The sequence below is a fragment of the Dyadobacter soli genome, assembly GCF_900101885.1.
GTDB classification, from domain to species: Bacteria; Bacteroidota; Bacteroidia; order Cytophagales; family Spirosomataceae; genus Dyadobacter; species Dyadobacter soli.
In genome coordinates, this window is the sequence record NZ_FNAN01000008.1 from 52646 (window position 1) to 79620 (window position 26975).

The following is a 26975-nucleotide window of genomic DNA, read 5'->3' on the forward strand; positions in this document are numbered from 1 at the left end:
AACCACCTTATTCAAACAATGAAAAAGTATCTATTATCCATGTCCCTCGCTGCATTGCTGGCGACTGCGACTATCGCGCAGCGCGTGCCGGCACCAAGCCCCGCAGCCACCGTCATGCAAACCGTTGGTGTAACCGATTTCACCGTCAAATATTCCCGCCCGTTCATCAAAGGCCGCAAAGTATTCGCGCAGGAGTCTGCATTGGCCCCTTACGACCAGGTTTGGCGTACCGGTGCCAACATGGCTACCATATTCGAAGCCAGCACCGAGTTCACATTCGGCGGCAAGAAGGTACCAGCGGGCAAGTATGCATTGTTCTCGATCCCCAACGGCGCGGCATGGACGGTGATTTTGAACAAAAACTACAACCAGGGCGGCAGCGAAGGCTATAAAGAATCGGAGGACGTTGCGCGTACGATGGTAGTCCCTACTTCGAATGAATATAACGAAGCATTTAAAATTGAAATCGAACCGGTTACCGATAGCACGGCGTATCTGAACCTTTCGTGGTCATCGGTGAATGTGCCTGTACCTATCGCAGTAAGCACGGAGTCCCTTACATTGACTGCATTGAACAAAGCCGTAGCCGAAAAGCCTGAGGACGTGGCCACATTGCAAAGCACCGCGGGTTATTTGCTTTCAAAAGGCAAGGATTTGCAGGTAGCATTGTCATTGGCTGACAAAGCGATCGGCTTGAAAGAATCATTCGATGCATTGTGGACCAAAGCGCAGATCTTGAACAAACTAGGCAAGCCCGCCGAGGCAATCCCCGTAGCGCAAAAAGCATTGACAGTAGGCGCAGCCGCTCCCGACGGTGCCTACAACTTCTACAAACCACAGGTTGAAAAAGCCATCGCCGATATGCAGGCCAAAGCCGCACCGGTGAAAGAAGCGGTTTCGACTGTGAAGAAGAAAAAGAAATAAAAAGATTGTAGAAAGTACACATAAATGTCACGCTGAGCGTAGTCGAAGCGCGGTACGGTACCGCGCTTCGACTACGCTCAGCGTGACATTTAAGCTTTTTACCTAAAAAAACGCGGAACGCTCCATTGGTTACGCACCGCCAGTATCCTCAGCAAGATAATCACAATGGCTGATAAAATGAACGTGACATTCCGTTCTACACCGATACTATCCAGGATCAGGTACACGCATGCGCCTGTGAAACAAGCGGTCGCATATACTTCCTTCCGGTAAATGATCGGGATCTCGTTGGTCATCACATCACGGATCACCCCGCCCATAGTGGCCGTAAAAACGCCCATAATCACGGCAATCTCCGGCCTGACGCCCAGATTCAATGCCTTTTCAGTTCCGACCAGCGTAAAAAGCGCGATCCCGAAAGTATCGAAGAGGAATAGCGTTTTCCGAAGCCTGAGCAGGAATTTGTAGAAAATAAATGTAGCCAGGATGCCGAGGATAATGGCGTGGATGATGGTAATGTCGCTGATCCACACGAGCGGGTAACTGCCCAGGAGTACGTCGCGCAACGTACCGCCGCCAATGGAAGAAATAAAGGCTGTGAAGCTCGCACCAAACCAATCCTGGTGCTTCTGATCCTTCACAGCCAATGCGCCGGAAATCGCGAATGCGAACGTTCCGACAATCTCTAATATGTATTGAATGCTCATCCCGCGACGAGGGTTACACGGCTACCGGCGCCTTGATACCCGGCCATGGGTTGTAATTCACGAGCTCGAAATCCTCGAATTTGAAGTCCAGCACGTTTTTCACATCCGGGTTCAGCACCATTTGCGGCAATGCGCGCGGCTCGCGGCTGAGCTGCGTTTCTACCTGTTCCAGATGGTTGAGGTAAATGTGGGTATCACCGCCAGTCCATACGAAATCACCCAGGTCAAGGTCGCATTCGCGGGCGATCATCATCGTGAGCAATGCGTAGCTGGCAATGTTGAATGGTACCCCCAGGAACACATCCGCGCTGCGCTGGTAGAGCTGGCACGATAGCTTGCCCTTCGTTTCGCCGGCATCGGTATCGGGCGGCGCCACGTAAAACTGGAACAATGCATGGCACGGGTGCAGCTTCATTTGCGGCAGCTCCGAAGGGTTCCAGGCCGAAACGATAATGCGGCGCGAGTCGGGCGAATTTTTTAATTGCTTCAAAACTTCCTGCAACTGGTCCACCGACTTCCCGTCGGCGCCTTCCCAGCTCCGCCATTGCTTGCCGTAAACGGGCCCCAAGTCGCCGTTTTCGTCGGCCCATTCGTCCCATATCGACACGCCATGTTCTTTCAGATAACCGATGTTGGTATCGCCCTGCAAAAACCACAACAGCTCGTGAATGATCGATTTGGTGTGCACTTTCTTGGTCGTTACCAGCGGAAAGCCCTTTTTAAGGTCGAAACGCATTTGGTAGCCGAACACGCTGATCGTGCCGGTGCCGGTCCTGTCGGTTTTCCTGACGCCCTCTTTCAGAATGTGGCGCAGCAGGTCGTGGTATTGTTGCATGATTTTATTTAAACAGTCGCGATTTCAACGTCGTAAGTAATGGTCGCCAGCGCTTCCAGCTGGGCCGTCGCCGAGCAATATTTCTCCATCGAAAGGCCGATCGCACGTTGGATCTTGGACTCATCGAGGTTGTTACCTGCAAATTTGAATGTCAAATGGATCTTCCGGAACGGCTTGCGCTGCGTGTCGGGCTCCTGCTCGCGGTCGCCATCGGCGATAATGCGGAAATCGGTGATCTCCTGGCGCTGCTTTTTGAGAATGAGCACCACGTCGATGGCACTGCAACTGGCGAGGCCCATCAGCAACAGTTCCATCGGCCTCACGCCGAGGTTTTGGCCGCCGATTTCAGGCGAGCCGTCGGTATGTACTTTTACTTCGGAGGAACCGGTGCCTTCGAAATGGAAGGCGTCATCTACGCGGACTAGTTCTACTTTCATGATGGTTACTTTCTGTCTTTATGGTGCGAAGCTCTTGCTTCGTGCCCACTATTCGGAGGCCTCTGGCCGACATGCCAACCGGCACGTATAATCTCTTAAGCTTTTAACCCCGGCCAAAGTTCAAATATAATCGATCGGTCTCGAAAGGGCTAAGTCGGCGTGCAATTTCACGAAGAATAGCCTTATCTTCGGGTGCAGAAATCCAGCCTGCACGCGGCGGTCATGCACACAGTGGCATAAGTATTTTGAAGAAAACCACACAACCAAACACGCAACACCATGTGGCAGGAAGAAGATAACAAACTCAAAAAAAGCTTTTCGTTCAAGGATTTCCGCGCAGCTTTTGCTTTTATGACCAAAGTGGCCGATGTTGTGAACGAAATGGACCATCATCCCTACTGGGCGAATATGTACAACAAGGTCAGTTTTGAATTGAATACCCATGATGCCGGCGACACCGTAACCGAAAAAGACCACAAGCTGGCCGCGGCGATCGACCGGATTTATAACGCATGAAACTTTACATAGTACCCACGCCGATCGGCAACCTCGAAGACATTACATTAAGGGCTATCAACGTGCTGAAAAGCGTTGACGCTATTTTGGCAGAAGATACCCGCACCTCGGGCAACCTGCTGAAACACCTGGGCATTTCGAAGCCTTTGCACAGCTATCACATTCATAACGAGCACCAGACCGTCGCACGCGTAGTGGAACGCATCCGCAAGGGCGAGACGCTCGCGCTCGTATCCGACGCCGGTACTCCCGCCGTCTCAGACCCGGGCTTCCTGCTCGTGCGCGCGTGCATACGTGAGGGCGTACCCGTGGAATGCCTGCCCGGGCCTACCGCATTCGTGCCCGCGCTCGTCAATTCCGGCCTGCCCAGCGACCGGTTTACATTCGAAGGATTTTTACCGCATAAGAAAGGACGGCAAACGCGCTTGCAAAACCTCGCCAGCGAAGAGCGGACGATGATTTTCTACGAATCGCCGCACCGGCTTGTGAAAGCATTGCAGCAGTTCGCCGAGCATTTCGGGGCCGACAGGCAGGTTTGTGTTTCGAGGGAATTGAGTAAGATGTTTGAGGAAAATGTGCGCGGCACTGTCACCGAAGTGATTGCACATTTCGGCGACAAACCTGTAAAAGGCGAAATTGTGATCGTAGTGGCTGGCAAGGCCGATGAAAAGAAAAAATCGAATGACGAAGATGAGGATTGAACATTTAAGGTTAGTCACATTAATCTGCCTTTTGTGGCTGGCAGCGCCGCTTGTGTCGCGGGCGCAATTTGGTATCCTCAGTCCTTCGGCCAAAATAAGCCTCGTGACCGTGGCGCCGGGAACGGAGCTGTATTCCGGCTTCGGGCATAGCGTGCTTTGGGTGTACGACCCCATGACGGGCGTCGACCGGGCATTCAATTATGGTACTTTCCGTTTCGAGGAAGGTAATTTTTATATCAAATTTTTGAGGGGCACATTGCCTTATAGTATCTCCGTGTCGCCGCTCTCCTATCAGGTAGCGCATTACCAGGAAGAGAACCGCTCCATTTCCGAACAGGTTTTAAATCTTTCAGTACCCCAAAAACAAAGACTCTACAACTTTCTCGAAAACAACTATCTACCCGAAAACCGGGAGTATCAATACAAATTTTTCTACGACAACTGCGCCACCCGTATGACCGTCGCATTGAAAGCGGCTATGGGCGACAGCCTCATTTATAATGGTTATACCAAAGAAAAACTGAGCTTCCGCCAGTGGATCGACCGGTACGCATTCAAGCAGAACCCCTGGGCGGATTTTGGCATGGATTTGGCCATAGGCGCGCCATCCGACGAAATCGCGACACCCGAGCAAGCCACTTTTCTCCCCGATAACCTCGCCACGGCATTTACAGATGCGAAAGTAAAAACGGCGACAGGCACCGCGCCGCTGGTTTCAGAAACCCGCGAAATTTTCAAAGCAGCGCCATTCCCGCCGCCTACCCCGTTTACACCCACGGTTGTTTTCTGGTCGCTGGCGATCCTGACGCTGGCAATCACCTACTGGCAAATCCGTACCGAACGGATCAATTTCGTGTTTGATAAAGTGCTTTTCGGCATTGCGGGCCTGTCTGGCTGGATTTTACTGGGGCTCTGGTTCGGGACGAACCACGGCGTTACGAGCTGGAATTACGACGTACTCTGGGCATTTCCGCTGTGGATGCCGTTGATTTTCGCCCTTTCGAAAACCAAAAAGCCCTCTTGGTTTCAGTATTTGTTGATTTTTTATGCATTTCTGCTACTTTGCGCAACGGGCAATCTGGCGAAACACAATCTGGTGCTGATACCCATCCTGGCGATGCTGATCATCAGGGTTTACTATATTAACAATTCACTATCAAAAATTCCCCAAAAGGAAATTGCGTATGGATCTGGAGTTGCTGACACAAAAAACCATTGAAATAGTAAGGCAGGCGTCCTCATTTATCCAGCAGGAAGCGGCCCTTTTTTCTCGTGACAAAATCGAGTACAAAGACCTCAATAACCTGGTTTCCTACGTCGATAAGGAAGCCGAAAAACTGCTGGTAGCCGGTTTACAGGAACTTCTGCCCGAAGCCAGCTTCATTACCGAAGAAGGTACCACCGGCCAGGAGCCCGATCCCGAGGCATTGAACTGGATCATCGACCCGCTCGACGGTACCACCAACTTCATCCACGGCATTCCCGTGTATTGCGTGAGCGTAGGCCTGGCCCGTGGCAAAGAGCTGCTCGTAGGCGTGATCCACGAACCGAGCCTGAATGAAATGTTCTACGGCTGGCAAGGCGGTGGCGCGTGGTGCAATGGCAAGAACATTAAAATATCCACCGTACCGCAGCTCGCCGACGCCCTCATCGCGACCGGCTTCCCCTATTACCGCTTCGAGAAGCAGAAACGCTACATGTACATCCTCGAACTGCTCATGCAAAAAACGCACGGCATCCGCAGAATGGGCGCCGCAGCCGTGGACTTAGCCTATGTAGCAGCCGGCCGTTTCGACGGTTTTTACGAATACAACCTGAATTCCTGGGATATGGCCGCCGGAACGCTGCTCATCAAAGAAGCAGGCGGCACGGTAACCGACTTCAATGGAGGCGATAATTACCTCTTCGGAGGCGACATCATCGCAGCCGCCCCGGGAGCACATCCGGAACTCGTGCAGGTGATCAGCGAAAATTTCTGAACACATGCCAGGTCAGGAAATGGTCAAGAAATTGTCAAGTATAGTCAGGAAGTGGTCAAGGGTAGTCAGGAGTAGTCAGGGAATGATCATAAAATCGATGACAGAACATCAAATTACAATACCTGACCACACCTGACAATACACATTCACTCATTCACCCATTCACTCATTCACTCATTAAAGCGCCATGAACCTGAACGAACTCCAATACCCCATCGGCGAATTCCAATCTCAGGAAAGCTACACTCCTTCCGAGATCAAATCGAATATTCAGATTATCAGCGCATTGCCCTCCAAGTTTATCAACCTGCTGGGCAATTGGGATGATCACCGACTGGATACGCCCTACCGCCCGGATGGCTGGACCGTGCGACAGCTGATCCATCACGTCGCCGATAGCCATATCAATGCCTACACGCGTTGCAGGCTGGCGATGACGGAGGATAACCCGACGATCAAACCTTACGAGGAGCAGTTATGGGCCGAATTACCGGATGCGAAAACGGCGCAGGTCGAATTGTCGCTGCAACTGATCCGATACGTGCATTTGCGATGGGTACTATTGCTGAATTCTTTGGACGAAAACGACCTTGCCCGCACCTATTTCCACCCCGGATCACAAAAATCATATCGTCTGGACGAAGTGATCGCGAATTACGCATGGCACAGCGAGCACCATTACCAGCATGCATTCCGGCTTGCTCAACGGAACAATTGGCAGTAAAATACGGTTAACCGATCATGGAGCAGCAAATCATCATCTGGGCACTATTCCTCGTCGCGGCCGGCTACATGGGCTGGCGCATCTGGAAATCATTCGACCGGCGCAACACCGGCGGATGTGCCAAAGGGTGCGGTTGCGCTGCCGACAAAGTGAGTTCGGTTAAAATCAAATAATATACCCGTTCGCGAGAATGCAAAAGGCCCCAACCGGGGCCTTTTGACTTATATTCAAGTATCAAGTTCTACAACTTCCCTTCCTTAATCTCTTCCACAACCGCAGGATCGAGCAAGGTTGAGGTATCTCCCAAATTACTCACATCACCCTCGGAAATCTTGCGCAAAATGCGGCGCATGATCTTGCCTGAACGTGTTTTTGGCAAACCGGTTACGAACTGTACCTTATCAGGCTTCGCAATGGGCCCGATAATTCGGGAAACCGTGGCGGAAATATCCTTGCGGAACATTTCGGGGTCATCAGGCGTGTGCTCGGTGATCACGTAGGCGTAAATGCCCTGACCTTTGATGTCGTGCGGGTAACCGACTACGGCCGATTCCACCACGCCCAGGTGCATATTGATCGCATTCTCCACCTCCGCGGTGCCGATACGGTGGCCGGAAACGTTCAAAACGTCGTCCACGCGGCCGGTAATGCGGTAGTAGCCGTCTTCATCACGCAAACAACCGTCGCCGGTGAAATATTTGCCCGGGTAGGTCGAGAAGTAAGTCTGACGGCAACGCTCGTGGTCGCCGTAGGTGGTGCGGATAATGCCCGGCCACGGGAATTTAATGCAGAGATTACCGCTCACGCCGTTTCCTTCGATTTCCTGGCCGCTTTCATCCACCAGCACCGGCTGAATACCCGGCAATGGCAATGTGGCGAAAGTAGGCTTCTCCGGCGTAATGCCTGCGAGCGGCGAAATCATGATGCCGCCGTTTTCAGTCTGCCACCAGGTATCCACCAGCGGGCAATGGTCGCCGCCGATATTGGTTTTGTACCAATGCCATGCCTCTTCGTTGATAGGCTCCCCTACCGAACCCAGTTTTTTCAATGAAGAGAAATCATGCCCTTTGACATAATCCAAACCAAAGCCCATCAGCGAGCGGATGGCCGTAGGCGCGGTGTAAAGGATATTAACCTGATGTCTTTCAACAATTTTCCAGAAACGGCTGGCGTCCGGGTAGGTAGGCACGCCTTCGAATACCACGGTAGTAGCACCATAGCAAAGCGGGCCGTACACAATGTAGCTGTGCCCGGTGATCCAGCCAATGTCGGCGGTACAGAAATGCACCTCGCCCGGCTCGTATTGGAACACGTTCGCGAATGTGTAAGTCGCGTAAATCATGTAGCCGCCGCAGGTGTGCACCACACCTTTCGGCTTGCCCGTCGAGCCCGAAGTATAGAGGATGAAAAGCATATCCTCGGCGTCCATGGGTTCGGCGGGGCATACGGAGTTCACTTGTTTCACTTCGTCTTCCCACCACAGGTCACGCCCTTTGAGCATGTGTACCGGTGTGCGGGTACGAGTGAGCACGATTACTTTTTTAACGGTCGAGCATTGTACCAATGCCTCGTCCACGGTATCCTTCATCGGGATCACCTTCGAGCCGCGGAATGCGCCGTCGGAGGTGATTACCATCGAACATTCGGCGTCGTTGATACGGTCGGCGATGGATTTGGCCGAAAAGCCACCGAAAACCACCGAATGTACCGCGCCTATGCGTGCGCAGGCGAGCACGGCAATGGCCAGCTCGGGCACCATCGGCAGGTATATACAAACACGGTCGCCCTTTTGCACGCCGTGCTTTTTGAGCACATTGGCGAACCGGCAAACCTGTTCAAACAAAACATGGTAAGTGAGTGTCACCGCCTGATCCTCGGGGTTGTTAGGCTCCCAGATAATCGCGGGCTGATCGCCGCGTTCGGCCAGGTGACGGTCGAGGGCATTTTCGGTGATGTTCATCACACCGCCTTCGAACCATTTGGTACGCGCTTCCTGGAAGTCCCAGCTCAGTACTTTCTTCCACGGTTTACGCCATTGAAACTGTTGGGCCACTTCCGCCCAGAAACCTTCGGGATCTTCTACACTTTGTTGGTAAGCAACCTTGTACTCTTCAAAGGTCTTAATTCTCATGATAAATAAAGGTTTTAACAGGAAATTTAGGATTTGACTGTGAAGTTATAATTTTCATTTGGTTAGTCCTACTTGCACAGAAACTGTATCCCAGACACTTGCAGGCCATTTTATTGATTATCAACCGATAGCAGAAGGTGAGCAATTGTTATCATTCTGATAATATTTCAAATTCTCCCCATAAAGCAGGCATTGTTGCCCACCGTCGTACGCTACCGGCTAAAAAGATGTACTTTCGGCTTTCGAACTAGTTGAACGAATGATCAAAGGGCAGGAAATAGCAGCAAACGGCAATGCGCACGAGGGGTTGGCGGAAATAGAAATCGCATTCATCCGTGCGCATTTGTACGACAACCCCGGCGAGCTGATCCTGAAAGCGGGCAAGTTCAAGGGGCTCGATGTGAAGAAACTCGCGGCGCAAATCCAGTCACGGCAGAAGGCTTTGAAAAAGCTGCCCGAATGGTCGGCGAACGAAAAGCTGATTTTCCCGCCCGCATTGTCCGTGGAACAATGCTCTTCGGAAGCCACGGCGCATTACAAAGCCGGCATCGTTTCGGGAAATGCATTGATAGACGTCACCGGCGGCATGGGTATAGACTGCTATTACATGAGCCGGAGCTTCGCCGAAAGCCATTATTTCGAACAACAACCCGAAGTAGCGAGCACTGCCGCGTACAACTTCGCGCAGCTGGGCGCAACACGCATACACGTACACGCGGGAGAATCGCTCAATGCATTACAAAACGGCCTCACTGCCGACTGGCTCTACGCCGACCCGGCCCGCCGCGACGCGAACAAGGAAAAAGTAGTGCGCCTCGCCGATTGTACGCCGGATGTAGCCGGAAATGCAACATTACTTTTAAATGCAGCCCCTAATATTTTAATCAAAACATCCCCCCTCCTCGACATCGACCTCGCTTCGAAGGAACTGCAAAAACTGAAAGAAGTACACGTAATGGGTTACGAGCAAGAATGCAAGGAACTACTCTTCGTGCTCGACCGCGAAATGCAGGACCCGAATTTTAAAATCAAAGTCCGCATTGTCGACGCAGCGGGCCAGCCCATTCACCAGCTCGATTTCGACCGGGAGGAAGAGCGCAATGCATTGGTAAGTTATTCCAAACCGCTGGGCCATTTGTATGAACCACACGCCGCCGTACTGAAAGCGGGCGCATTCAAAACACTTTGTGCACGGTATAATATGCAGAAACTGGCCATTCACAGCCAGTTATACACGTCGGAAGAATGGATAAGCGATTTTCCGGGACGCAGTTTTAAGGTCGCAGCCGTTTGCAAGCCCGATATCCGTGAGATTTCACAGCACATTCCCGGTGATAAGGCGAACATTACCACCCGCAATTTTCCAGCGAAGCCCGAAGAATTAAGGAAGAAGTGGAAATTAAAAGATGGTGGCGACCATTACCTGTTCGCCACCACCCTTGCCGATCAATCCAAAGTCGTGATCGTTTGCGTGAAACCTATTTGAGGTAGGTTTCTTCGTAGATTTTCTCGTTAAAGCCGAGCGTCAGCGCTTTACCGGTTTCGTCTTCTACTACCGGGCGTTTAATGGCCGTCGGGTTCGATGAGAGCAGTTTTGCAGCGGATTTTGCGTCGGTAACCTTTGCTTTTTCTTCGTCGCTGAGCTCCTTCCAGGTGGTGGAGGCTTTGTTCAAAACCTTGTCCCAGGGGAACTCGCTGAACCAGCTGCTTACTTTCTCCGGGCTGATGCCGTCTTTTCTGTAATCGTAAAACTGGTACGCCACCTTGTTTTTGTCGAGCCAGGTGCGGGCTTTTTTAATGGTATCGCAATTCGGGATTCCGTAAAGGGTCAACATAAAAATTTACTCTGAAAATGACTGTTTATATTTCGCTGGTTGCGGGAACTTCCACCACCTTGTCCGAATTGTGCATTTTCTCATCATCGAGCTCGCCTTCCCAACGGGCGATAACGGCCGTTGCAAGGCAGTTACCGGTCACATTCACCGACGTGCGGGCCATGTCCATCAGTTCGTCGATCCCCATGATCAGCAATACAGGCCATTCGGGCATTCCAAAGTTAGCGATCGCACCCAACAATATCACCAAAGTAGCCCGCGGGATACCGGCCACGCCTTTGCTGGTGAGCATTAATAACAATACCATCGTAAACTGCTGCCCGATCGACATTTCGGTGCCGGTTGCCTGCGCTACGAACACGGTCGCGAGTGCGAGGTACAACGTGGAACCGTCGAGGTTGAAACTATAACCCGTTGGCATTACAAAAGATACGATCTGGCGTGGCACGCCGAATTTCTCCATTTTCTCCATCGCCTTGGGCAATGCGGATTCCGAACTGGTAGTCGCGAATGCGATGGAAACCGGCTCGAAAATGGCTTTCGCGAATTTGATCACCGGAATCCGGGCGATCATCGCCACCGGTACAAATACGATGAGAATAAAGACGACCAGCGCACAATACAGCGTAGCGAGCAGCAATGCAAGGTTTTTCAATACATCGATACCCATATGGCCGACGGTTTCGGCAATCGCAGCCCCCACGCCGATCGGCGCGAAATACATGATGATTTTGGTAAACTTAAACATTACCTCGGCCAGCAGCTCCACGCCATGCACGAACTTCTCTTTTTTCGCCGACGGCAGTAATGCAAGGCTAATGCCGAAAAGCACGCTGAAAACCACGATTTGCAGCACTTCACCGTGGTAAATGGATTTGGCGACGTTCTCGGGGAATGAATGCAGCACGATTTCCTGCCAGGTTTGCTGGTTCACTTTCGGCAAGGTAGCATTCAAACTCTCCGGCGGCACGATGCCCACACCCGGCTTGAACCAGTTGGCAAACACCAGCCCGATGACCAATGCGAACGTGGTAACGACTTCGAAATATAGTAACGATTTCCAGCCCATCCGGCCGACTTGTTTCAGGTCGGAATGGCCCGCGATACCGGTTACGAGCGTCGCAAAAAGCAGCGGCGCGATCACCGTTTTGATCATTTGGAGGAATATCTGCCGCAGGAAATGCAGCTCGGTGCCCATTTTTGGAAAATCATAACCAATCTCCGTCCCGACGAGCATCGAAATGAGGATTGAAGTGGTAAGGTTCCTTTTCAGGACCGCGTACACGATCAGGCTCGCCAGCGCCAGCCAGCGGAGGCCAATGAGCACACTATCAGATAACGGCAGGATGTCGTAAGCACTTAAAACGGAGGCTATCGCGGCAATGGTGACCAGCACGATATTGATAATCGTAATCTTGCTCTTCATACAGGGAATTTGGTATCCTTAATTAGTTTGTAATGGTAAACTTATAAAAAATCAAATTAATGATTGTCAATGCAACAAATGGATTTAAGTCAAAATACAGAATTTAATCCAAGTATCAGACAACCGGAATGAATGTTTATACTAAATGAAAGAGGAATTATAAAATAAACAATCGTTTACCTTAAAACAGCAAATGTATTGGACAAATACAAATAATAATGAGCGCCGAGGCAGGAGTTCGGCTTGAAAATCGTGAATTCGTGCCCAATTTGGCATAAAAATTGACAACAGCAAGATTACGCATACATTAAATTCTTTTCCAAACCGGCCTATGTGCCTTTTCCGACCGCCAAAACTGGTAAAAGATGACCAAAGTCCTTGATTCGGGTTCCTAAAATCGATATGTTAGGACTATCCATACCCAAAACATAACTCAACCCAACATGAGAAGTATCCTGATTGCCATTGATTTTTCTGAAAATGCCGAGCGCGCATTGGCCGCCGCTAAACTGATCGCCGAAAAAGAGGCGACCGAACTCCTGATCCTACACGCGTACCAACCCTATATAGCCGATGTAAATGTGACTTCCGGCAATGTGATGCCCGGCATCGGCGGCACCGACTTTCTGACGATGACCACCGAACTGGAAGAAGAATTCAAGAAACGGCTCGACGAATACGCCGCGACCCTGACGTCGGAAGGTTACAATGCAAAGGCAATATGGGCAGTCGGCAGTGTGCAATCGGCCATTGAAGAGGCTATCAACGACCACGTGCCGGATATGATCGTGATCGGACGCACCGGTACAGGCGGCTTCCTCGACAAACTCATCGGCAGTTCGGCCACGCAAATCGCGCTCAACTCACCGTGCCCGGTATTGGTGGTACCACCGCAAACCGAGCCGACGAAATTCAAGAAAGTGGTGTACGCGACGCAGTTCGAATACGAAGAGAACAACATCCTGCGCGAGGTATTTGTGCTGATGAACCACCTCAGCGCGGACCTTACGCTGCTGAAAATCAACTCGGACACACAGCCCGACATTCAGCCTGATAACCAGTACATTGCCGATATCAAGTCACATTTCACGATCCGCGACGGCCAGATCGTGATCCGGGAATCGAAACACGTGCTCGACGGGATCGAGGATTATTGCGACGAAGTACGGGCAGATCTGCTGATCATGTCGACCCGCGAACGCTCGTTTATTGAAGAATATCTGATCAATCCGAGCATTACCCGTAAGCTCGTAGTGGATACGCATGTACCTTTGCTGGTGTTTCACCTCAAATAACAAACGGTTTGAACGGAACGGAAAGCGATAAACCTGCTGAGGGCGCCTCACCGCATGGCGGCGCAGTCAAAAACGGCGGCAGAAAATCCAAAAAGTATCGTAAGCGTGGCCTGCTCACTTCGCCGGGCACGCTTACCTATATCGGTCCGGAGGTTGGCCTGAAAACCAAAATCCGCCGCATTCGCTACAACGAGCATTCTTTTAAGGAAGAGAATGTGAAATCGCTCGACGAATGCCGCCCCGAGCCCGAAGGACAAAACCTCATTACCTGGCTCAATGTGGATGGTATTCACGAAATCCCCTTGATCGAAAAGCTCGGCAAGTTCTACCACTTGCACCCGCTGCTGCTGGAAGACGTCGTGAATACGGAGCATAAGCCAAAGCTCGAATTGTACGACACCGGGCATTTGTTTCTGACCCTGAAAATGCTCCACGTCGATTCCGAATCGCCGATCAGCATTTCCGCCGAGCATGTGAGTTTTGTCTTGGGCAAAAATTATGTGCTGTCGTTCCAGGAAGAGCTCACTTCCGACATTTTCACGTCAGTCGAAAACCGGCTCGAAGCTTCCGTAGGCAAAACCCGCCGCAACGGGCCCGATTACCTGCTTTTTGCGTTGATGGACGTGGTGGTCGACAACTATTTCATTGTTCTGGAAAAGCTCGGCGACGCCCTCGACGCAACCGAAGACCAGGTGATCCGCGGCGTACAGGAGCTTTCGCTCAAAGACATGTACGCATTGAAACGCGAGCTCACACTCGCCCGCAGGCAGATCTGGCCGCTCCGCGACATGGTGAACCAGCTGATCCGGGAGGACAATATGCGGATCAGCAAGGATGTAATCCCCTACTACCGGGATCTTTACGACCACATTATGCAGGTTCTCGACACCATCGACTCCTACCGCGAACTCGTGGCTAGTTTGGTGGACGTGCATTTGTCGACCATCAGCAACCGTATGAACCAGGTGATGAAAACGCTGACGATCTTTTCGGCCGTTTTCATGCCGCTGACGTTTATAGTGGGCGTTTACGGGATGAATTTCGAGTTTATGCCCGAGCTCAAAGAGCCTTATGGCTACTACTATGTGTGGGGATTGATGGTCGCGGTTACGGTGGGGATGATATTTTATTTCAAATCTAAAAAATGGATGTAGATTGATAACTTTGTGCTCTGATTAACGAGCATTGGAATGAGTCTTACCGTCAATACATCCCCTGTGGTTACCACACAGGCACAGTATATCCTGACCGACAGCCGGCAGGTTTCCTTCCCCGGACAAAGTATCTTTTTTGCCATCAAAGGCGAGCGCCACGACGGCCACCGCTTCCTGCCGGAGCTTTACGAGGCGGGCGTGCGGGAGTTTGTGGTAGAAGAAGCCGCATTCACCGGCGAGCTGCGCGAAACCGCAGCAGCCTGGGACGATGCGCAAATCTGGGTGGCAGCGTCGAGTATCCGTGCATTGCAGCAACTGGTGGCTTCCAAACGGAAGCAGTTCGACATTCCGGTGGTGGGTATTGCGGGAAGTAATGGTAAAACCATTGTAAAAGAATGGCTCGTGCAACTGCTGTCGCCCGGGCGCAGCATTGTAGCGAGCCCCAAAAGCTACAATTCGCAGATCGGCGTGCCGCTTTCGGTTTGGAATTTGAGTAAGGAGCATTCGCTGGCGATTTTCGAGGCGGGTATTTCCAAAGCACATGAAATGGAATACCTGCAACCGGTCATGCAGCCTACCATCGGCATTTTCACCAATATCGGCCCGGCGCATGACGATGGTTTCCGCAGCCGCAAGCAGAAGATCACCGAAAAACTCCGCCTTTTTACCAAAGTCAAAAAACTCATTTACCGGAAAGATTACCACGAGATCGACGAGGAAATCAGCCTCATTCTGAAACCGGTGAATGCATTCCTGGAAACGCTCAGCTGGGGAAGCAACTACTCCGGCTCGCACGTGCAGGTGGCCTATACTCCGCAAAAAGACAAAACCGTAATTTCTCTCACCGGAAAACTTGGTAACCATACTTTCGAAACCGGCTTCCGCGACGACGCTTCACTCGAAAACCTTACGCATTGCATTGTTTTTCTCCTCGATTTCGGCCTCGAACCGGCTGTAATTCAAGAAAGGGTATTATTGCTCAAACCGGTTTCCATGCGTTTAGAACTCAAAGAGGGCATTAATAACTCGTACATCATCGACGATGCTTATAATAACGATTTGCAAGGCCTCTCGATGGCGTTGAACTTCCTCGCGCAACAGGAGCAGCGCCACCGCAAGACCGTCATTCTCTCGGACGTCCTCCAAACCGGGCAGACGCCGCTTGAACTTTACAAAATGGTTTCCCGACTGCTGAGCGAAAAAAGCGTCGACAGGTTAATTGGTATAGGAAAACAAATCAGCAGCCAGGCATCGCTGTTCGACATTCCGGAACAGGAGTTTTACGACGATACCGACTCTTTCCTCAAAACATTCGCATTCAACACCCTCGCGGACACGCTCGTGCTCGTGAAAGGCGCGCGGCCTTTTTCGTTCGAACAGATCGTTCACCGCATTCAGCAAAAGGCGCATAGTACCGTACTCGAAATCAACCTCGACGCATTGGTACATAACCTCAACTATTACCGCGCACGCGCCGGGCAAGGCACGAAGATCATGGCGATGGTGAAAGCATTCGCCTATGGCAGCGGGAGCTCGGAAGTGGCCGCACTGCTGCAATACCACCGCGTCGATTACCTGGGAGTAGCCTACACCGACGAGGGCGTCATGCTCCGCCAAAGCGGCATTACCTTGCCCATTATGGTCATGAATGCGACCTTACCTACCTTCGACCTGCTGTGGCAATACAAGCTGGAACCCGAAATTTACAGCCGCCGCATCCTCACCGACTGGGTCGAGTACATCATCCGCAAAGGCGAACCGGCCAACACGCCCTCCGTACATTTGAAGCTTGATACGGGCATGCATCGCCTCGGTTTCGTGAAAGACGACTACGAATGGCTGGTTGAACAACTTCGTAAAAATCCGGCATTGAAGGTAGCAAGCATATTCTCGCATTTGGTGGGCGCGGACGAAGGCGTGCATAATGAGTTTTCGAGAAAGCAATATGCGCAGTTTATGGATGGTGCCGGGCTTATCGAGAAGACTTTGGGATACAAAACCATCAAGCATATCCTCAACTCCGCCGGCATCGTGCGTTTCCCCGAATACCGCCTCGATATGGTGCGGCTAGGTATCGGGCTTTACGGCGTGGAAGCTACCGGGCAGGACCAGCGAGCATTGCAATCCGTCGGCACATTGAAAACCATTGTTTCACAGATCAAGTACCTGACCTCCGGTGAAACGGTGGGATATAGCCGCAAGGGCATTGTGGACCACGATTCGGCCATCGCGACGCTGGCAATCGGCTACGCGGACGGCTACGATCGCGGGTTGGGCAATGGCGTGGGGAAAGTTTGGGTGAATGGCACATTATGCCCTACTATCGGCAATATCTGCATGGATATGACCATGATCGACGTCACGCATGCGCAATTGGATGAAGGGGATGAAGTGATCGTTTTCGGAAAGGAAGTTCCTATTACGGAACTCGCGAAAACCATCAACACCATCCCCTACGAGATCCTGACGGGCATCGGCGACCGCGTCAAGCGTGTATTTTTTAAAGACTAAGCCTTATAGACCGGCTTCGGTTTGCGGCGCTACCTCGGTATCTGCATTGTCAGGTTCAGGGGTAGCGCTTTTTTCTTCTGCTATTGCTTCTGCTTCAACATCCTCTTCCTCAAACAAATGCGTTGCCATCACCTGGTCGAGCGTAACGTCGTAGAATGCCTGATGCACGTTCAGCGGCTCGCTGCCTTCCTTGATCTCACATTTGATATAGTTACCATCTTCCTGCAATTCGTAAGCATTCACATTGTCTTGCAGGCTGTAATACAAAATATGGATCGCTTCCTGGCGCACGCGCGGGTCGACGAGTTTGAAAAGTGATTCAATGCGTTTGTCGAAGCTCCTTACCATCGCATCCGCGCTACCTCCGTACACGAGCGGGTTGCCGTTCTGGTGGAAATAGAAAATGCGGGAGTGTTCCAAAAAGTCGCCTACGAGCGAGCGCACGGTGATATTTTCACTTAAACCTTTGCGCTGCGGCCGCAGACAGCACATCCCGCGAACGATCAGTTTAATGGGCACACCCGCCTCCGAAGCTTTGTACAGCTCATAAATGGTGTCGCGGTCTTCCAGGGAGTTTATTTTAATACAAATACCACTTTTCAAACCTGCTTTCGCATTCTCCGCTTCCTGCTGGATCAGCTCGATCAGCTTCGCACGCATGTAGCGCGGGGCCGTGATGAGGTTCTGGTATTCGGACGGGATCGAATGCCCTGTGATAACATTGAAGAATTCCGAAATGTCGTGCGTGTATTCTTCATTGGATGTCAAGAGGCCGGTATCGGTGTACAAACGGGAAGTATCCTCATTATAGTTACCACTCGACAAATGCGCGTAGCGCAGCACGCGATTGCCCTCGTTCCGAACGATCAGCAACAGCTTCGTGTGCGTTTTGAGCAAACCAATGCCGTATATGACGAAACAACCGGCTTTTTGCAGTCGTTGCGCTTCTTTAATATTGTTTTCTTCATCAAAACGCGCCTTCACCTCGAACAATACCGCTACGTGCTTGCCATTTTCGGCCGCGTGCAGAAGCGCCTCCGTCACGCGCGAGTTTTTTGCGAGGCGGTAAATGGTCAGTTTAATGGACAATACCTTCGGATCTTCCGCAGCTTGTTCGAGCAGCTGCAATACCGGTTCGAAGTTGTTGTAAGGGTGGTGTAACAGAATATCCCGCTCCCGCATTACCTCGAAAATATCGGGAATGCGCTCGCGTTCCAGGCCCAGCGGCGGCACCGGCGGGCGGGTCGGCGGGATCTGGTCTTTAAACTCCGGGTGTTTGATAATGCCCCAAAGCGCCGTGAAGTCGATCAGCGCGTCGATCATAAAAACGTTGTGATCATCGATTTCCCAGCGCTTTTTAATAAGGTTAAGCAAATCCGGGTTCACGTCGGGCTCGATCGAAACCTGTACCACGCGGCCCAAACGGCGGCTTTTGATCTTCTGCTTGATCTCGTCGATGAAATCCGCCTCGATATCGTCACTTTCTTCGAGGGTAAAATCACCATTGCGGCTAATGCGGAACAGGTTCGCAGATACGATATCGACATTCCGGTACAGCTTGTTGATATGCGCCTTGGCAATGTTTTCAATAGGTAAAAATAGCAGCTCGTCCTCCCGCTCGATGACGTAGAAGCGCGGCAGATTCGGCGGTAACTGCACAAATGAAAGCTTTCTGTCTTCCTCCGAAGTGGTACCCTTAACCTGCGTAATCACACCCAGGATCAGGACTTTTGCGAGCAAAACGGGGAATGCGTGTGTATAATCAAACAGCATCGGGGTCAGCATCGGGTACACGGTGCGGTCGAAGTATTCTTCTACGGCAACATGTTCTTCGCCGGTGATCTCGTCCATTCCGATAATGCGGAAGCCGTGGTCCGCGAAAAGCGGCAGCAGCTGGTTTTTATAGCATTCATTCTGCCGGCGCACGAAATCGTGCACTTCCTTCATCAACACCTTCCGGAAAGGAATTTCACGCAAACCCGAGTAATCGAGGCGTTCCTTCCCGAAATCGAGGTAATTATAAAGGCTACCCACGCGGATTGTGAAGAATTCGTCGAGGTTTGAGGAAGTAATCGCGAGGAATTTAAGGCGGTCGAACAGGTTACGTTCTTCGTTGGTCGCCTGGTCGAGCACGCGGTCGTTGAACTTCATCCAGCTCAGGTCCCGGCTGATGAGGTCGCTTTGCTGCATTTGGGTAATAGCTTTCTCCGACGACGAACTGACTGCCTTACCGTCGTCTGCCGCAGCCGGTTCTTTCGGGCTTTTGAACAATGCGAACAAATTGGTCAGCTTACTTCGTTTTTCGTTGCTATATATATTGTCGGATGAGCCGGACATAACGTTATGCTATTTAAAAAGGTGTATCAGGATGGCAATAAAAATTCAACGAATCTAAACAATCTATTGTTTTCGGGCCGATGAACTTTGTGTTAAATTTTCGTTCCAAAAAGAAACGGATGACCGTGTTTCACAGCCATCCGTTTCGATATTGCGGTATAAGCTAATGACTACACGTCGACGCGGGCATATTTCGCGTTTTTCTCGATAAAATCGCGGCGAGGGGCTACTTCATCGCCCATCAGCATCGAGAAAAGGTGATCGGCTTCGGCAGCAGATTCCACAGAAACCTGTTTCAAACTTCTGCGCTCGGGGTTCATCGTCGTTTCCCACAGCTGCTCGGCATTCATTTCACCAAGACCTTTGTATCGCTGTACGTTCACCGAATCTTCCTTACCATTGCTGATCTCGCGAACCGCTTCTTCGCGTTGCTGCTCGGTCCAGCAGTAACGCTCTTCCTTGCCTTTCTTCACGAGGTACAATGGCGGCTGGGCAATGTAGATGTAGCCATGGTCGATCAGGATCTTCATATAACGGAAGAAGAACGTCAGGATCAGCGTACGGATGTGACTACCGTCGATATCCGCATCCGTCATGATTACGATCTTGTGGTAACGCAGCTTGTCGATGTTCAATGCACGCTCATCGCCGTCCTTACCGATCTGCACGCCCATTGCCGTGAACATATTCTTGATCTCCTCATTTTCGTAGATCTTGTATTCCTGTGCTTTCTCCACGTTCAGGATCTTACCACGCAATGGAAGGATCGCCTGAAATGCGCGGTTACGGCCTTGCTTGGCAGTTCCACCCGCCGAGTCCCCTTCCACGAGGTATAGTTCGCACACGTTCGGGTCGGTTTCGGAACAGTCGGAAAGCTTTCCGGGCAAGCCGGTACCGGTAAGGATATTCTTGCGCTGTACCATTTCGCGCGCTTTTTTCGCAGCGATACGGGCTTTCGCGGCAAGGATGACCTTGTCGATGATCACGCGGGCTTCTTTCGGGTGCTCTTCGAGGTAGCTTTCGAGCATTTCGGCTACCACCTGGCTCACGGCACCGGTTACTTCGCCGTTTCCGAGTTTGGTCTTGGTCTGACCTTCGAACTGCGGCTCAGCTACTTTAATGGAAATAACCGCTGTAAGTCCTTCACGGAAGTCGTCCCCGCTGATCTCCAATTTTTCTTTGGCCAAAATACCTGACTTGTCGGCATAGTTTTTCAGCGTACGCGTCAATGCGGCACGGAAGCCGGAAACGTGGGTACCACCTTCGATGGTATTGATATTGTTTACATACGAGAACACGTTCTCGCTGTACGAGGTGTTGTACATCATCGCCACTTCCACCGGGATCGCGCCTTTATCGCTTTCCATGTGGATCGGCTCGGGGATCAATGGCTGACGGGTAGCGTCGAGGTAAGTCACGAATTCGTTTAGACCTACTTCGGAATAGAATTCTTCGCCGCGGAATTTGCCATTTTCGTCTTCCTCACGCTTGTCTTCGAGCGTAATGCGGATGCCTTTGTTCAGATAGGAAAGCTCGCGTAAGCGGCTAGCGATCGTCTCGTATTTGTATTCGGTTACGGTAAATATCGACGCGTCGGGCAGGAAGTGGATGATCGTCCCCGTATCGGTTGAATCGCCGATCACGCGGGTCGGGTAAAGCGGCTTGCCTTCGCTGAACTCCTGCTCGAATACTTTGCCCTCGCGGTGCACTTCCGCACGCAAATGCGTGGAAAGCGCGTTCACGCAGGATACCCCTACCCCGTGCAGACCACCTGAAACTTTATATGTGTCTTTGTCGAACTTACCCCCGGCGTGCAATACCGTCAACACAACCTCCAGAGCCGATCTCTTCTCTTTGGGGTGCATTCCGGTAGGGATACCGCGGCCGTTATCTTTTACAGTGATTGAATTATTGGGCTCTACGGTGACATTGATCGTATCACAGTAACCTGCCATCGCCTCATCGATAGAGTTATCGACAACCTCCCAAATCAAATGGTGAACGCCTTTGAAGCCAGTGTCACCGATATACATGGCCGGACGTTTACGAACGGCCTCTAAACCTTCAAGAACCTGGATATTTTCAGCCGAATAGCTGTTTACTTCTAGCACTGCTTCGTTTGACATATAGTTTGTTTTACACTTGGATAAAAAGAACCATTATCTGGCTTTTTAAGCACGTAAAGATACGAATTTTTTATGGTTTTACCTAGCAAAACCTATCTCAAACCTGCCATTCCGTGTGCCTTTCAAAGCGAATGCGGGCCTGGGAACGTCCGGGGCTGAAATATGATATTTCTGTGTTGGGAAATAGCAGCAAAAGGTTACATCGTCATTTCTCCGACGGGCGATATGGCTTAGTATCCGGCGAATGAAAGTTACCTGAGCATATACCCGTGCCCGCTGCATACGAGCGTCCTGTCGAGCCGGTAAAATTTCTTTTTCCCGTCTCCTGAAACATCCAGAATGCCGAGGTCGTAGGTACCGGCGTCCAGATCGTTTTCGCGAAGCAGGGTATTGAAACCGTTTTTGTAGTAGTTGGCTGCCGTAAGAATATTTTTTCGGGCTTCTATTTTCGGAGTAGCATTGATGAGGTAGATCGTGTCGTTCGCGGTATTTTTCATGACCAGAAAACGGTCGTCCCAAAAGTCCTTACGCACGGGCGACACATTGCTGGAAATAAAGTAGTAGGTGAGCCGTTCGGTACCCTCCCGCACGACGCGATGGATATTCCAGGTCTCGATGTACATTCCATTGTCACGCACGGACCCTTTTTGAGCAAACATCGCATTCAGCTCTTCTTTTTCCACAACAGGCTCGGGAAGCCAGAAAAAACCCTTTTCATATCCCGGCACCAGGTAGAAACTGCCATATTTGACGATTGACCGCTCTACGGAGAACATACTGCGGTTATTGCGCCAGTTATAAATGTCGGCGAGATAGGTCGTTTTTTTGGCCGCTACAATGGCTGTGTACCGGTAATGTGAATAGGCCCAATAGAAAATGCTCAGCGCCAATGCAGTCGTATAAACCCACCTTTTCCGAAAATACTCGAAATAAAACACGAGGAAGATGTAAAAAATAGCCGTCGCGAGCGCGGCATACAGCTGGAAACGACTCGCCACGGTGGTTCCCGCCCACGATCGGAAAACTGCGATAATGAGGCTGGAAATAAAAATGAATGCAAAAACCGACAGCAGCTCGATCGTCCCGGGTTTGATCTGCATGGGCTTCTTGAAATAAATACTCGCCACACGAAGCGTTACCATTACCATGCACGCCAGGATTAGAAAACCCCAAATAGCCGACGTTAGCTCCGGCTTGGCCCAAAGCGACATCTCGGAACCGATAAACCCGAAAAGCGACGAAAAAAAGAGCAGCCCGCTTTTAGGCAAATGCACCGCCTGCCCCGACTCGTAACCCGAGAGGTAAATGCCGAGGCTGATGAACATGAAAACCGCAGTCAGGATTGCGCTGCGGAAGTTTTTATAGCAGAGGAAATAGAAAATGATCGCCGGGAATGACAGAATACCATTTCCGTGGGTGAAAGTAGCCAGGAAACAGCAGAGCATTGCGCCGTAGAAAGCAGGTTTCGTGCCGCGTGACACGAGGATGATGGCCGTTACCAGGAAAGCCGTCAGATACGAATGCTGCATACCGGTAAGCGCCCAGCCCGAGACTTCGTGGTATAGCGGGTGGAAGAACAGGAACGGCACCGGAACGAAATAATACAGCGGCAGCCCGGCCTTGCGAAAATTGAGATACAGGAAATAGAAAATGTAGATCAGGTTGGCAGATACGAGCGCAATATAGAATCGCAAATGGAGACGTCCGGTGAGCTCGTAGTCAAGCAGGGAGATAAACCTGGGAACTACCGCTTTGTGATCGTTGAAAGTGCGGAACATTTCTTCAATCACTTTGGTAAAACTTGTGTGCTCACCCGTAATCGCTTCGATAAACTGAATGAATAGAAAATCGTCCTGAAAAGGGAAATTGACCGAAAAATGAAGATTATAAAGAAAAAATAACAGAATTACGAGACTGATGGCAACAATTGGTAAGAATCGAAGCATGGGTTAAGGCCGTAACGTATGTATATGATAGATTCGGATCAGTTGTAAGCAAATCTAAACCTTTCTCGCATCTGTTTGTACACTTAGTTTGCTTTTCTTAGTAACCGAAAAGTGACGAATAAATTGTAAACAAACAGAGAGAGCGGAGAAAAATCCCCGCCCTCCGTATCAAGCATTTACAATATCATATCAATCTGTTACTTTTCCAAAGGGTGATCCTTTAAAAGCTGCTCCGGTGAGTAAAAGTCTTTCTTACTCTCGGTAGCGGCCCGCACCTGTTTCACCTTTTCAGGCGAGATCGCGGCCCCCTTGTTTCCGAACGAGTTGCGGACATAAGTCAGTACCGCCGCTACTTCATCGTCTTTCAGCAAGCCAGCAAAAGGCGTCATAGGCACCTGGCCGGGATACTTCTTGCCATTCACCTCGATCGGCCCCAGCAAGCCTTTCAATGCAATCTTGATCAACCGCTCGTCGCTGCCTGAGATCCATGGCCCTGAAAGCGGCGGGAAGCCCGATGCTTCCAGCCCTTTGCCGTCGGGCTGGTGGCAGGTAGTACAATAACCTTCCTTGGCGTAGATCTGCCGGCCCTGGTTGAACAGGATCAGATCATTGCCTTTCAGGTTTGTCGCGGCGACGGTCTGTTTCTCTCTCTTCACATTCTCGCCCTTCAAATGTGCTTCCGCTGCTTCAAATGCGTGGATCGTCCAGTCGTCGAGCGGCATTTTCTTCGCTTCCGCCAGGATCGGCAACCCCTTTTCCTTTCCTATCCACGAAGCTGCTACAATAGCCATCAGCCTTACACGGCTATTCTCGTCGCGCGCTGCCTGCATGAGCAAATCGGCCTGGTCGGGCACCTGGTGGCCGGTATAGCGCACTACCTGCACTGCGGCTGCACGTGCGTGGTAGTCTTTGGCTTTCAATACCTGTTTCAAAAGCTTTTGATCTACTTTATCCATACCCCAGCTTACCCAAAGGCCTTCCAGCAAATGATGCTCGTAACGCGGGTCGTTTTTGTCCAGCCCGGCCACCCAGGTGTTCAGCTTGGCCAAAACCTGCGATGCATCACGGCCACGCAACTCGCGGCGCGTGCGGTAACGGGTGCGGTACTCCGGTAATTTCAGGTTGTTCAAAAGCTCTTCAATGCTCGCACCATCGACCTTCGCAGGCGTCACCAGCGGGCGTGAGGGATAGGTAATGCGGTAAATACGGCCGTGCGAGTGGTCACGCAACGGGTCACGCGCATTGTGCTGCATGTGGCCGATGAGGATGTTGTGCCAGTCGATCACGTACAATGAGCCATCCGGCGCAAATTCCATATCCACCGGGCGGAAGTTACGGTCTTCGCTCACTACCAGATCCTGGCGGTGATGGCTTTTGTAGCCGGTACCCTCATCTGTAAGCGTATGCTCTTTGGTTCCGAGGAAACCAATGGTGTTATTGATCAGAAAATCGCCCTGGATATCGTCCGGAAAATGGCGGCTCGACACAAATTCCAGACCGGAAGTAGGCCGCACACGGTGCTTATCCTCCACGAGCTGCACCGATTTGTGTGTTGCTTCGCCGTAGCGCGGCAAAACGCTTCCGGGCAGCATCCAGCGGACATCCGGGCTCGATGTTTCGGCAAAAAACGGCTGGCCCCAGTCATCGAATGCGATACCCCACGGGTTAGGAATGGAAAGCTGTGCCGTACGTTCGAGTTTTTTCAATTGCGGCGCATAGCGGTAGAAACCACCGTTGGTGGCACGTACAGGGCCATACGAAGTTTCTACATTAGTGTGCAGGAAAACCCCCTCACCGGAATAAATAGCGCCCGACGGGTCCACTGTGAATGCGTGGCTATTGTGGTGCGTGTCGTGGTCGTCGAAACCACTCAGCAGGATTTCCTCCTTGTCAGCCTTGCCGTCGCCATTGGTGTCGGACAGCAGTTTCAGGTTGGTACCTTGCGAAACGTAAACGCCTTCTTTGGCAATTTCAAAACCCAACGGCAAATGAAGACCATCCGCGAAAACCGTCTGCTTATCGGCCTTACCGTCGTTATTGGTATCTTCGAAAATGATGATCTTGTCGTTCGGCTTCGAATCTCCCGGCTTGTAGTGCGGATAACTCGGCATGGTAGCTACCCAAAGGCGGCCTTTGTTATCGAACGACATTTGCATAGGCTTAGCCAAATCCGGGAATTCCTGCTCCGAAGCGAAAAGCTCGATTTTATAGCCGTCCGGCACTTTCAGTTTCGCCAACGCGTCGTTTCCGTAGAGGTAAGTAAGACTGCCATTCTTTTCAGGATTAAAATTGGTCTTCACCTGCGGCAATGTGCGGGAACTCTTATCGGCCGCAGCGAGGTCCATTTTCTCGCCTTTCGAAGCCGCCTGCCAGATCGCCTGGTCACGAATGTCGGTCAGCTGGCGGATCTTCTCGATTTCAGCAGGATAATTGTCCGGCCCGAATGGATTGTACCGGCGACCATACACATGCACGCCGTTCGGGATTTTGAAGTCGTTATGCCACATCCAGTTCTTTTCGGTCACGGCGGCATGCACCAGTTCCCGGTCCTTCGCTTTGGCCGACGCCTTTCCGAAGATTTTATCTACCAGCAAAACGCCCAGTTTCTTGTATCCTTCTGCATTCAGTTGCGATCCGTCGATCGTCAGGTCTTCCTTCGTTTCGGCATACCATTTCTGAGACGGAGCGAATGCATCCACGAACAGCACTTTATTTTGATCAGCCACTTCCTTCATGGCTTTGGTGTACAAAAGCAGGTTTTCGTTCTCCTTTTTACCATTCGGAAGGTCATACTTGGCTGAAAGGTCTTCGAAAGCGATCGGCGAAACGATCACCAGCTGGGGCGCCGAAGTACCATTGTATTTCTGCTGCAACGTCCATTTGATGAATGCATCGAGCTCGGCTTTATAGTTGGCAAGGCCTGCTTTGCCTTCAAACGACTCATTGTAACCAAAAAACGATACGATCACATCCGTTTTCAAACGGGTAAGCCACTGATCGGGCGTTTCGAGATGGCCTTCGCTTTGGGAAGGATTGGCGAGTTCGGTCTGGAATTTTTCGGCTCCTGGGAATGCCCAGGGCGTATTGCGGCTCGCATGCGGACGAAAGCCGGGCGTATCGCCGCCATCGCACATATTGCGGATAACGAGGTTATCATCGGGGTAGCGCATGTACAATTCCGTTTCGAAATTGTCGTAGTTCATCATCCGCGACCCCAGGTTGTTACCGATCAGGGAGATGTGTGTGCCCTTGCCGATCTTGACGGGAGCCGGCTGGTTCAACTGGAACGCGCTGAATGCAATGACTGCCAGTCCAAATGCAATAAGCGATGAATAAACGCTGATTTTTTTGGGTTTAGACATTTGAAAAGATTTTAGATTGGGTTTTAGGT

At 51.2% G+C, this 26975-nt stretch carries 21 protein-coding genes; 11 read left to right on the forward strand and 10 right to left on the reverse strand.

Going from position 1 to position 26975, the window contains the following annotated elements:
- Positions 1–18: 18 nt before the first annotated feature.
- The gene (locus BLQ88_RS13980) at positions 19–924 is read left to right on the forward strand and encodes a DUF2911 domain-containing protein (protein ID WP_090150851.1); all 906 of its coding nucleotides are present in this window, start codon (positions 19–21) and stop codon (positions 922–924) included.
- A 98-nt stretch (positions 925–1022) separates the two neighbouring features.
- Here BLQ88_RS13980 and BLQ88_RS13985 read toward each other — a convergent pair whose 3' ends face one another.
- Genes BLQ88_RS13985 through BLQ88_RS13995 form a run of 3 tightly spaced genes read right to left on the reverse strand, consistent with a single transcriptional unit; the run spans position 1023 to position 2903 of the window.
- Positions 1023–1631, reverse strand: coding sequence for a trimeric intracellular cation channel family protein (locus tag BLQ88_RS13985; protein WP_090150853.1), 609 nt, complete (start codon positions 1629–1631; stop codon positions 1023–1025).
- A gap of 13 nt (positions 1632–1644) precedes the next feature.
- Complete coding sequence (locus BLQ88_RS13990) at positions 1645–2466, reverse strand: thymidylate synthase (RefSeq protein WP_090150855.1); 822 nt, start codon at positions 2464–2466, stop codon at positions 1645–1647.
- Positions 2467–2474: 8 nt separating this feature from the next.
- Positions 2475–2903, reverse strand: a complete 429-nt coding sequence (locus BLQ88_RS13995) for an OsmC family protein (protein ID WP_090150858.1) — start codon at positions 2901–2903, stop codon at positions 2475–2477.
- 279 nt (positions 2904–3182) lie between these two features.
- On the opposite strand from BLQ88_RS13995, the gene BLQ88_RS14000 reads away from it, so the two are divergent.
- The 6 genes from BLQ88_RS14000 (at position 3183) to BLQ88_RS14025 (ending at position 6996) form a co-directional block, all read left to right on the forward strand.
- Positions 3183–3419 carry a 4a-hydroxytetrahydrobiopterin dehydratase gene (locus BLQ88_RS14000; protein WP_090150861.1) on the forward strand — a complete coding sequence of 79 codons (237 nt, stop codon included), beginning with the start codon at positions 3183–3185 and terminating at the stop codon, positions 3417–3419.
- Positions 3416–4120 (forward strand): 16S rRNA (cytidine(1402)-2'-O)-methyltransferase, encoded by a 705-nt coding sequence (gene rsmI, locus BLQ88_RS14005; protein WP_090150864.1) that lies wholly within the window; start codon positions 3416–3418, stop codon positions 4118–4120. The genes BLQ88_RS14000 and rsmI overlap by 4 nt, the downstream gene beginning before the upstream one ends.
- Entirely contained in the window at positions 4110–5339 is a 1230-nt protein-coding gene (locus BLQ88_RS14010) for a lipoprotein N-acyltransferase Lnb domain-containing protein (RefSeq protein ID WP_090151553.1), read from the forward strand. The genes rsmI and BLQ88_RS14010 overlap by 11 nt, the downstream gene beginning before the upstream one ends.
- Positions 5305–6099, forward strand: coding sequence for an inositol monophosphatase family protein (locus tag BLQ88_RS14015; RefSeq protein ID WP_090150867.1), 795 nt, complete (start codon positions 5305–5307; stop codon positions 6097–6099). Before BLQ88_RS14010 ends, BLQ88_RS14015 begins: the two co-directional genes overlap by 35 nt.
- A gap of 187 nt (positions 6100–6286) precedes the next feature.
- Positions 6287–6823 carry a YfiT family bacillithiol transferase gene (locus BLQ88_RS14020; protein ID WP_090150869.1) on the forward strand — a complete coding sequence of 179 codons (537 nt, stop codon included), beginning with the start codon at positions 6287–6289 and terminating at the stop codon, positions 6821–6823.
- A gap of 17 nt (positions 6824–6840) precedes the next feature.
- A complete protein-coding gene (locus BLQ88_RS14025; RefSeq protein ID WP_090150872.1) occupies positions 6841–6996 on the forward strand; it encodes a FeoB-associated Cys-rich membrane protein in 156 nt (51 codons plus the stop codon).
- 68 nt (positions 6997–7064) lie between these two features.
- On the opposite strand, the gene acs is transcribed toward BLQ88_RS14025, so the two are convergent.
- Positions 7065–8954, reverse strand: a complete 1890-nt coding sequence (gene acs / locus BLQ88_RS14030; RefSeq protein WP_090150874.1) for an acetate--CoA ligase — start codon at positions 8952–8954, stop codon at positions 7065–7067.
- Positions 8955–9213: 259 nt separating this feature from the next.
- Between acs and BLQ88_RS14035 the strand changes: the two genes are divergently transcribed.
- Complete coding sequence (locus BLQ88_RS14035; RefSeq protein WP_090150877.1) at positions 9214–10440, forward strand: THUMP-like domain-containing protein; 1227 nt, start codon at positions 9214–9216, stop codon at positions 10438–10440.
- On the opposite strand, the gene BLQ88_RS14040 is transcribed toward BLQ88_RS14035, so the two are convergent.
- Positions 10433–10789, reverse strand: a complete 357-nt coding sequence (locus tag BLQ88_RS14040; RefSeq protein ID WP_090150880.1) for an ArsC family reductase — start codon at positions 10787–10789, stop codon at positions 10433–10435. The genes BLQ88_RS14035 and BLQ88_RS14040 overlap by 8 nt on opposite strands.
- Positions 10790–10814: 25 nt before the next feature.
- Positions 10815–12215: a dicarboxylate/amino acid:cation symporter gene (locus BLQ88_RS14045; RefSeq protein ID WP_090150881.1), complete on the reverse strand. Its 1401-nt coding sequence runs from the start codon at positions 12213–12215 to the stop codon at positions 10815–10817.
- Between the two features lie 443 nt (positions 12216–12658).
- Between BLQ88_RS14045 and BLQ88_RS14050 the strand changes: the two genes are divergently transcribed.
- From BLQ88_RS14050 to BLQ88_RS14060, 3 genes are read left to right on the forward strand one after another with little or no spacing between them, the layout of a single operon-like run.
- Entirely contained in the window at positions 12659–13510 is an 852-nt protein-coding gene (locus BLQ88_RS14050; RefSeq protein WP_090150883.1) for a universal stress protein, read from the forward strand.
- Between the two features lie 8 nt (positions 13511–13518).
- Positions 13519–14664, forward strand: coding sequence for a magnesium/cobalt transporter CorA (corA, locus tag BLQ88_RS14055; RefSeq protein ID WP_090150886.1), 1146 nt, complete (start codon positions 13519–13521; stop codon positions 14662–14664).
- Between the two features lie 36 nt (positions 14665–14700).
- Positions 14701–17175: a bifunctional UDP-N-acetylmuramoyl-tripeptide:D-alanyl-D-alanine ligase/alanine racemase gene (locus tag BLQ88_RS14060; protein WP_090150889.1), complete on the forward strand. Its 2475-nt coding sequence runs from the start codon at positions 14701–14703 to the stop codon at positions 17173–17175.
- 3 nt (positions 17176–17178) lie between these two features.
- On the opposite strand, the gene ppk1 is transcribed toward BLQ88_RS14060, so the two are convergent.
- The 4 genes from ppk1 to BLQ88_RS14080 all read right to left on the reverse strand — a co-directional run bounded on the left by ppk1 (position 17179) and on the right by BLQ88_RS14080 (position 26946).
- On the reverse strand, positions 17179–19512 hold the full coding sequence (ppk1, locus tag BLQ88_RS14065; RefSeq protein ID WP_090150892.1) for a polyphosphate kinase 1: 2334 nt from the start codon (positions 19510–19512) through the stop codon (positions 17179–17181).
- Between the two features lie 170 nt (positions 19513–19682).
- Positions 19683–21638 (reverse strand): DNA topoisomerase (ATP-hydrolyzing) subunit B, encoded by a 1956-nt coding sequence (gyrB, locus tag BLQ88_RS14070; RefSeq protein WP_090150897.1) that lies wholly within the window; start codon positions 21636–21638, stop codon positions 19683–19685.
- Positions 21639–21889: 251 nt separating this feature from the next.
- Positions 21890–23584 carry a hypothetical protein gene (locus tag BLQ88_RS14075; protein ID WP_090150900.1) on the reverse strand — a complete coding sequence of 565 codons (1695 nt, stop codon included), beginning with the start codon at positions 23582–23584 and terminating at the stop codon, positions 21890–21892.
- Between the two features lie 197 nt (positions 23585–23781).
- A complete protein-coding gene (locus BLQ88_RS14080; protein WP_090150904.1) occupies positions 23782–26946 on the reverse strand; it encodes a PVC-type heme-binding CxxCH protein in 3165 nt (1054 codons plus the stop codon).
- Positions 26947–26975: the final 29 nt, after the last annotated feature.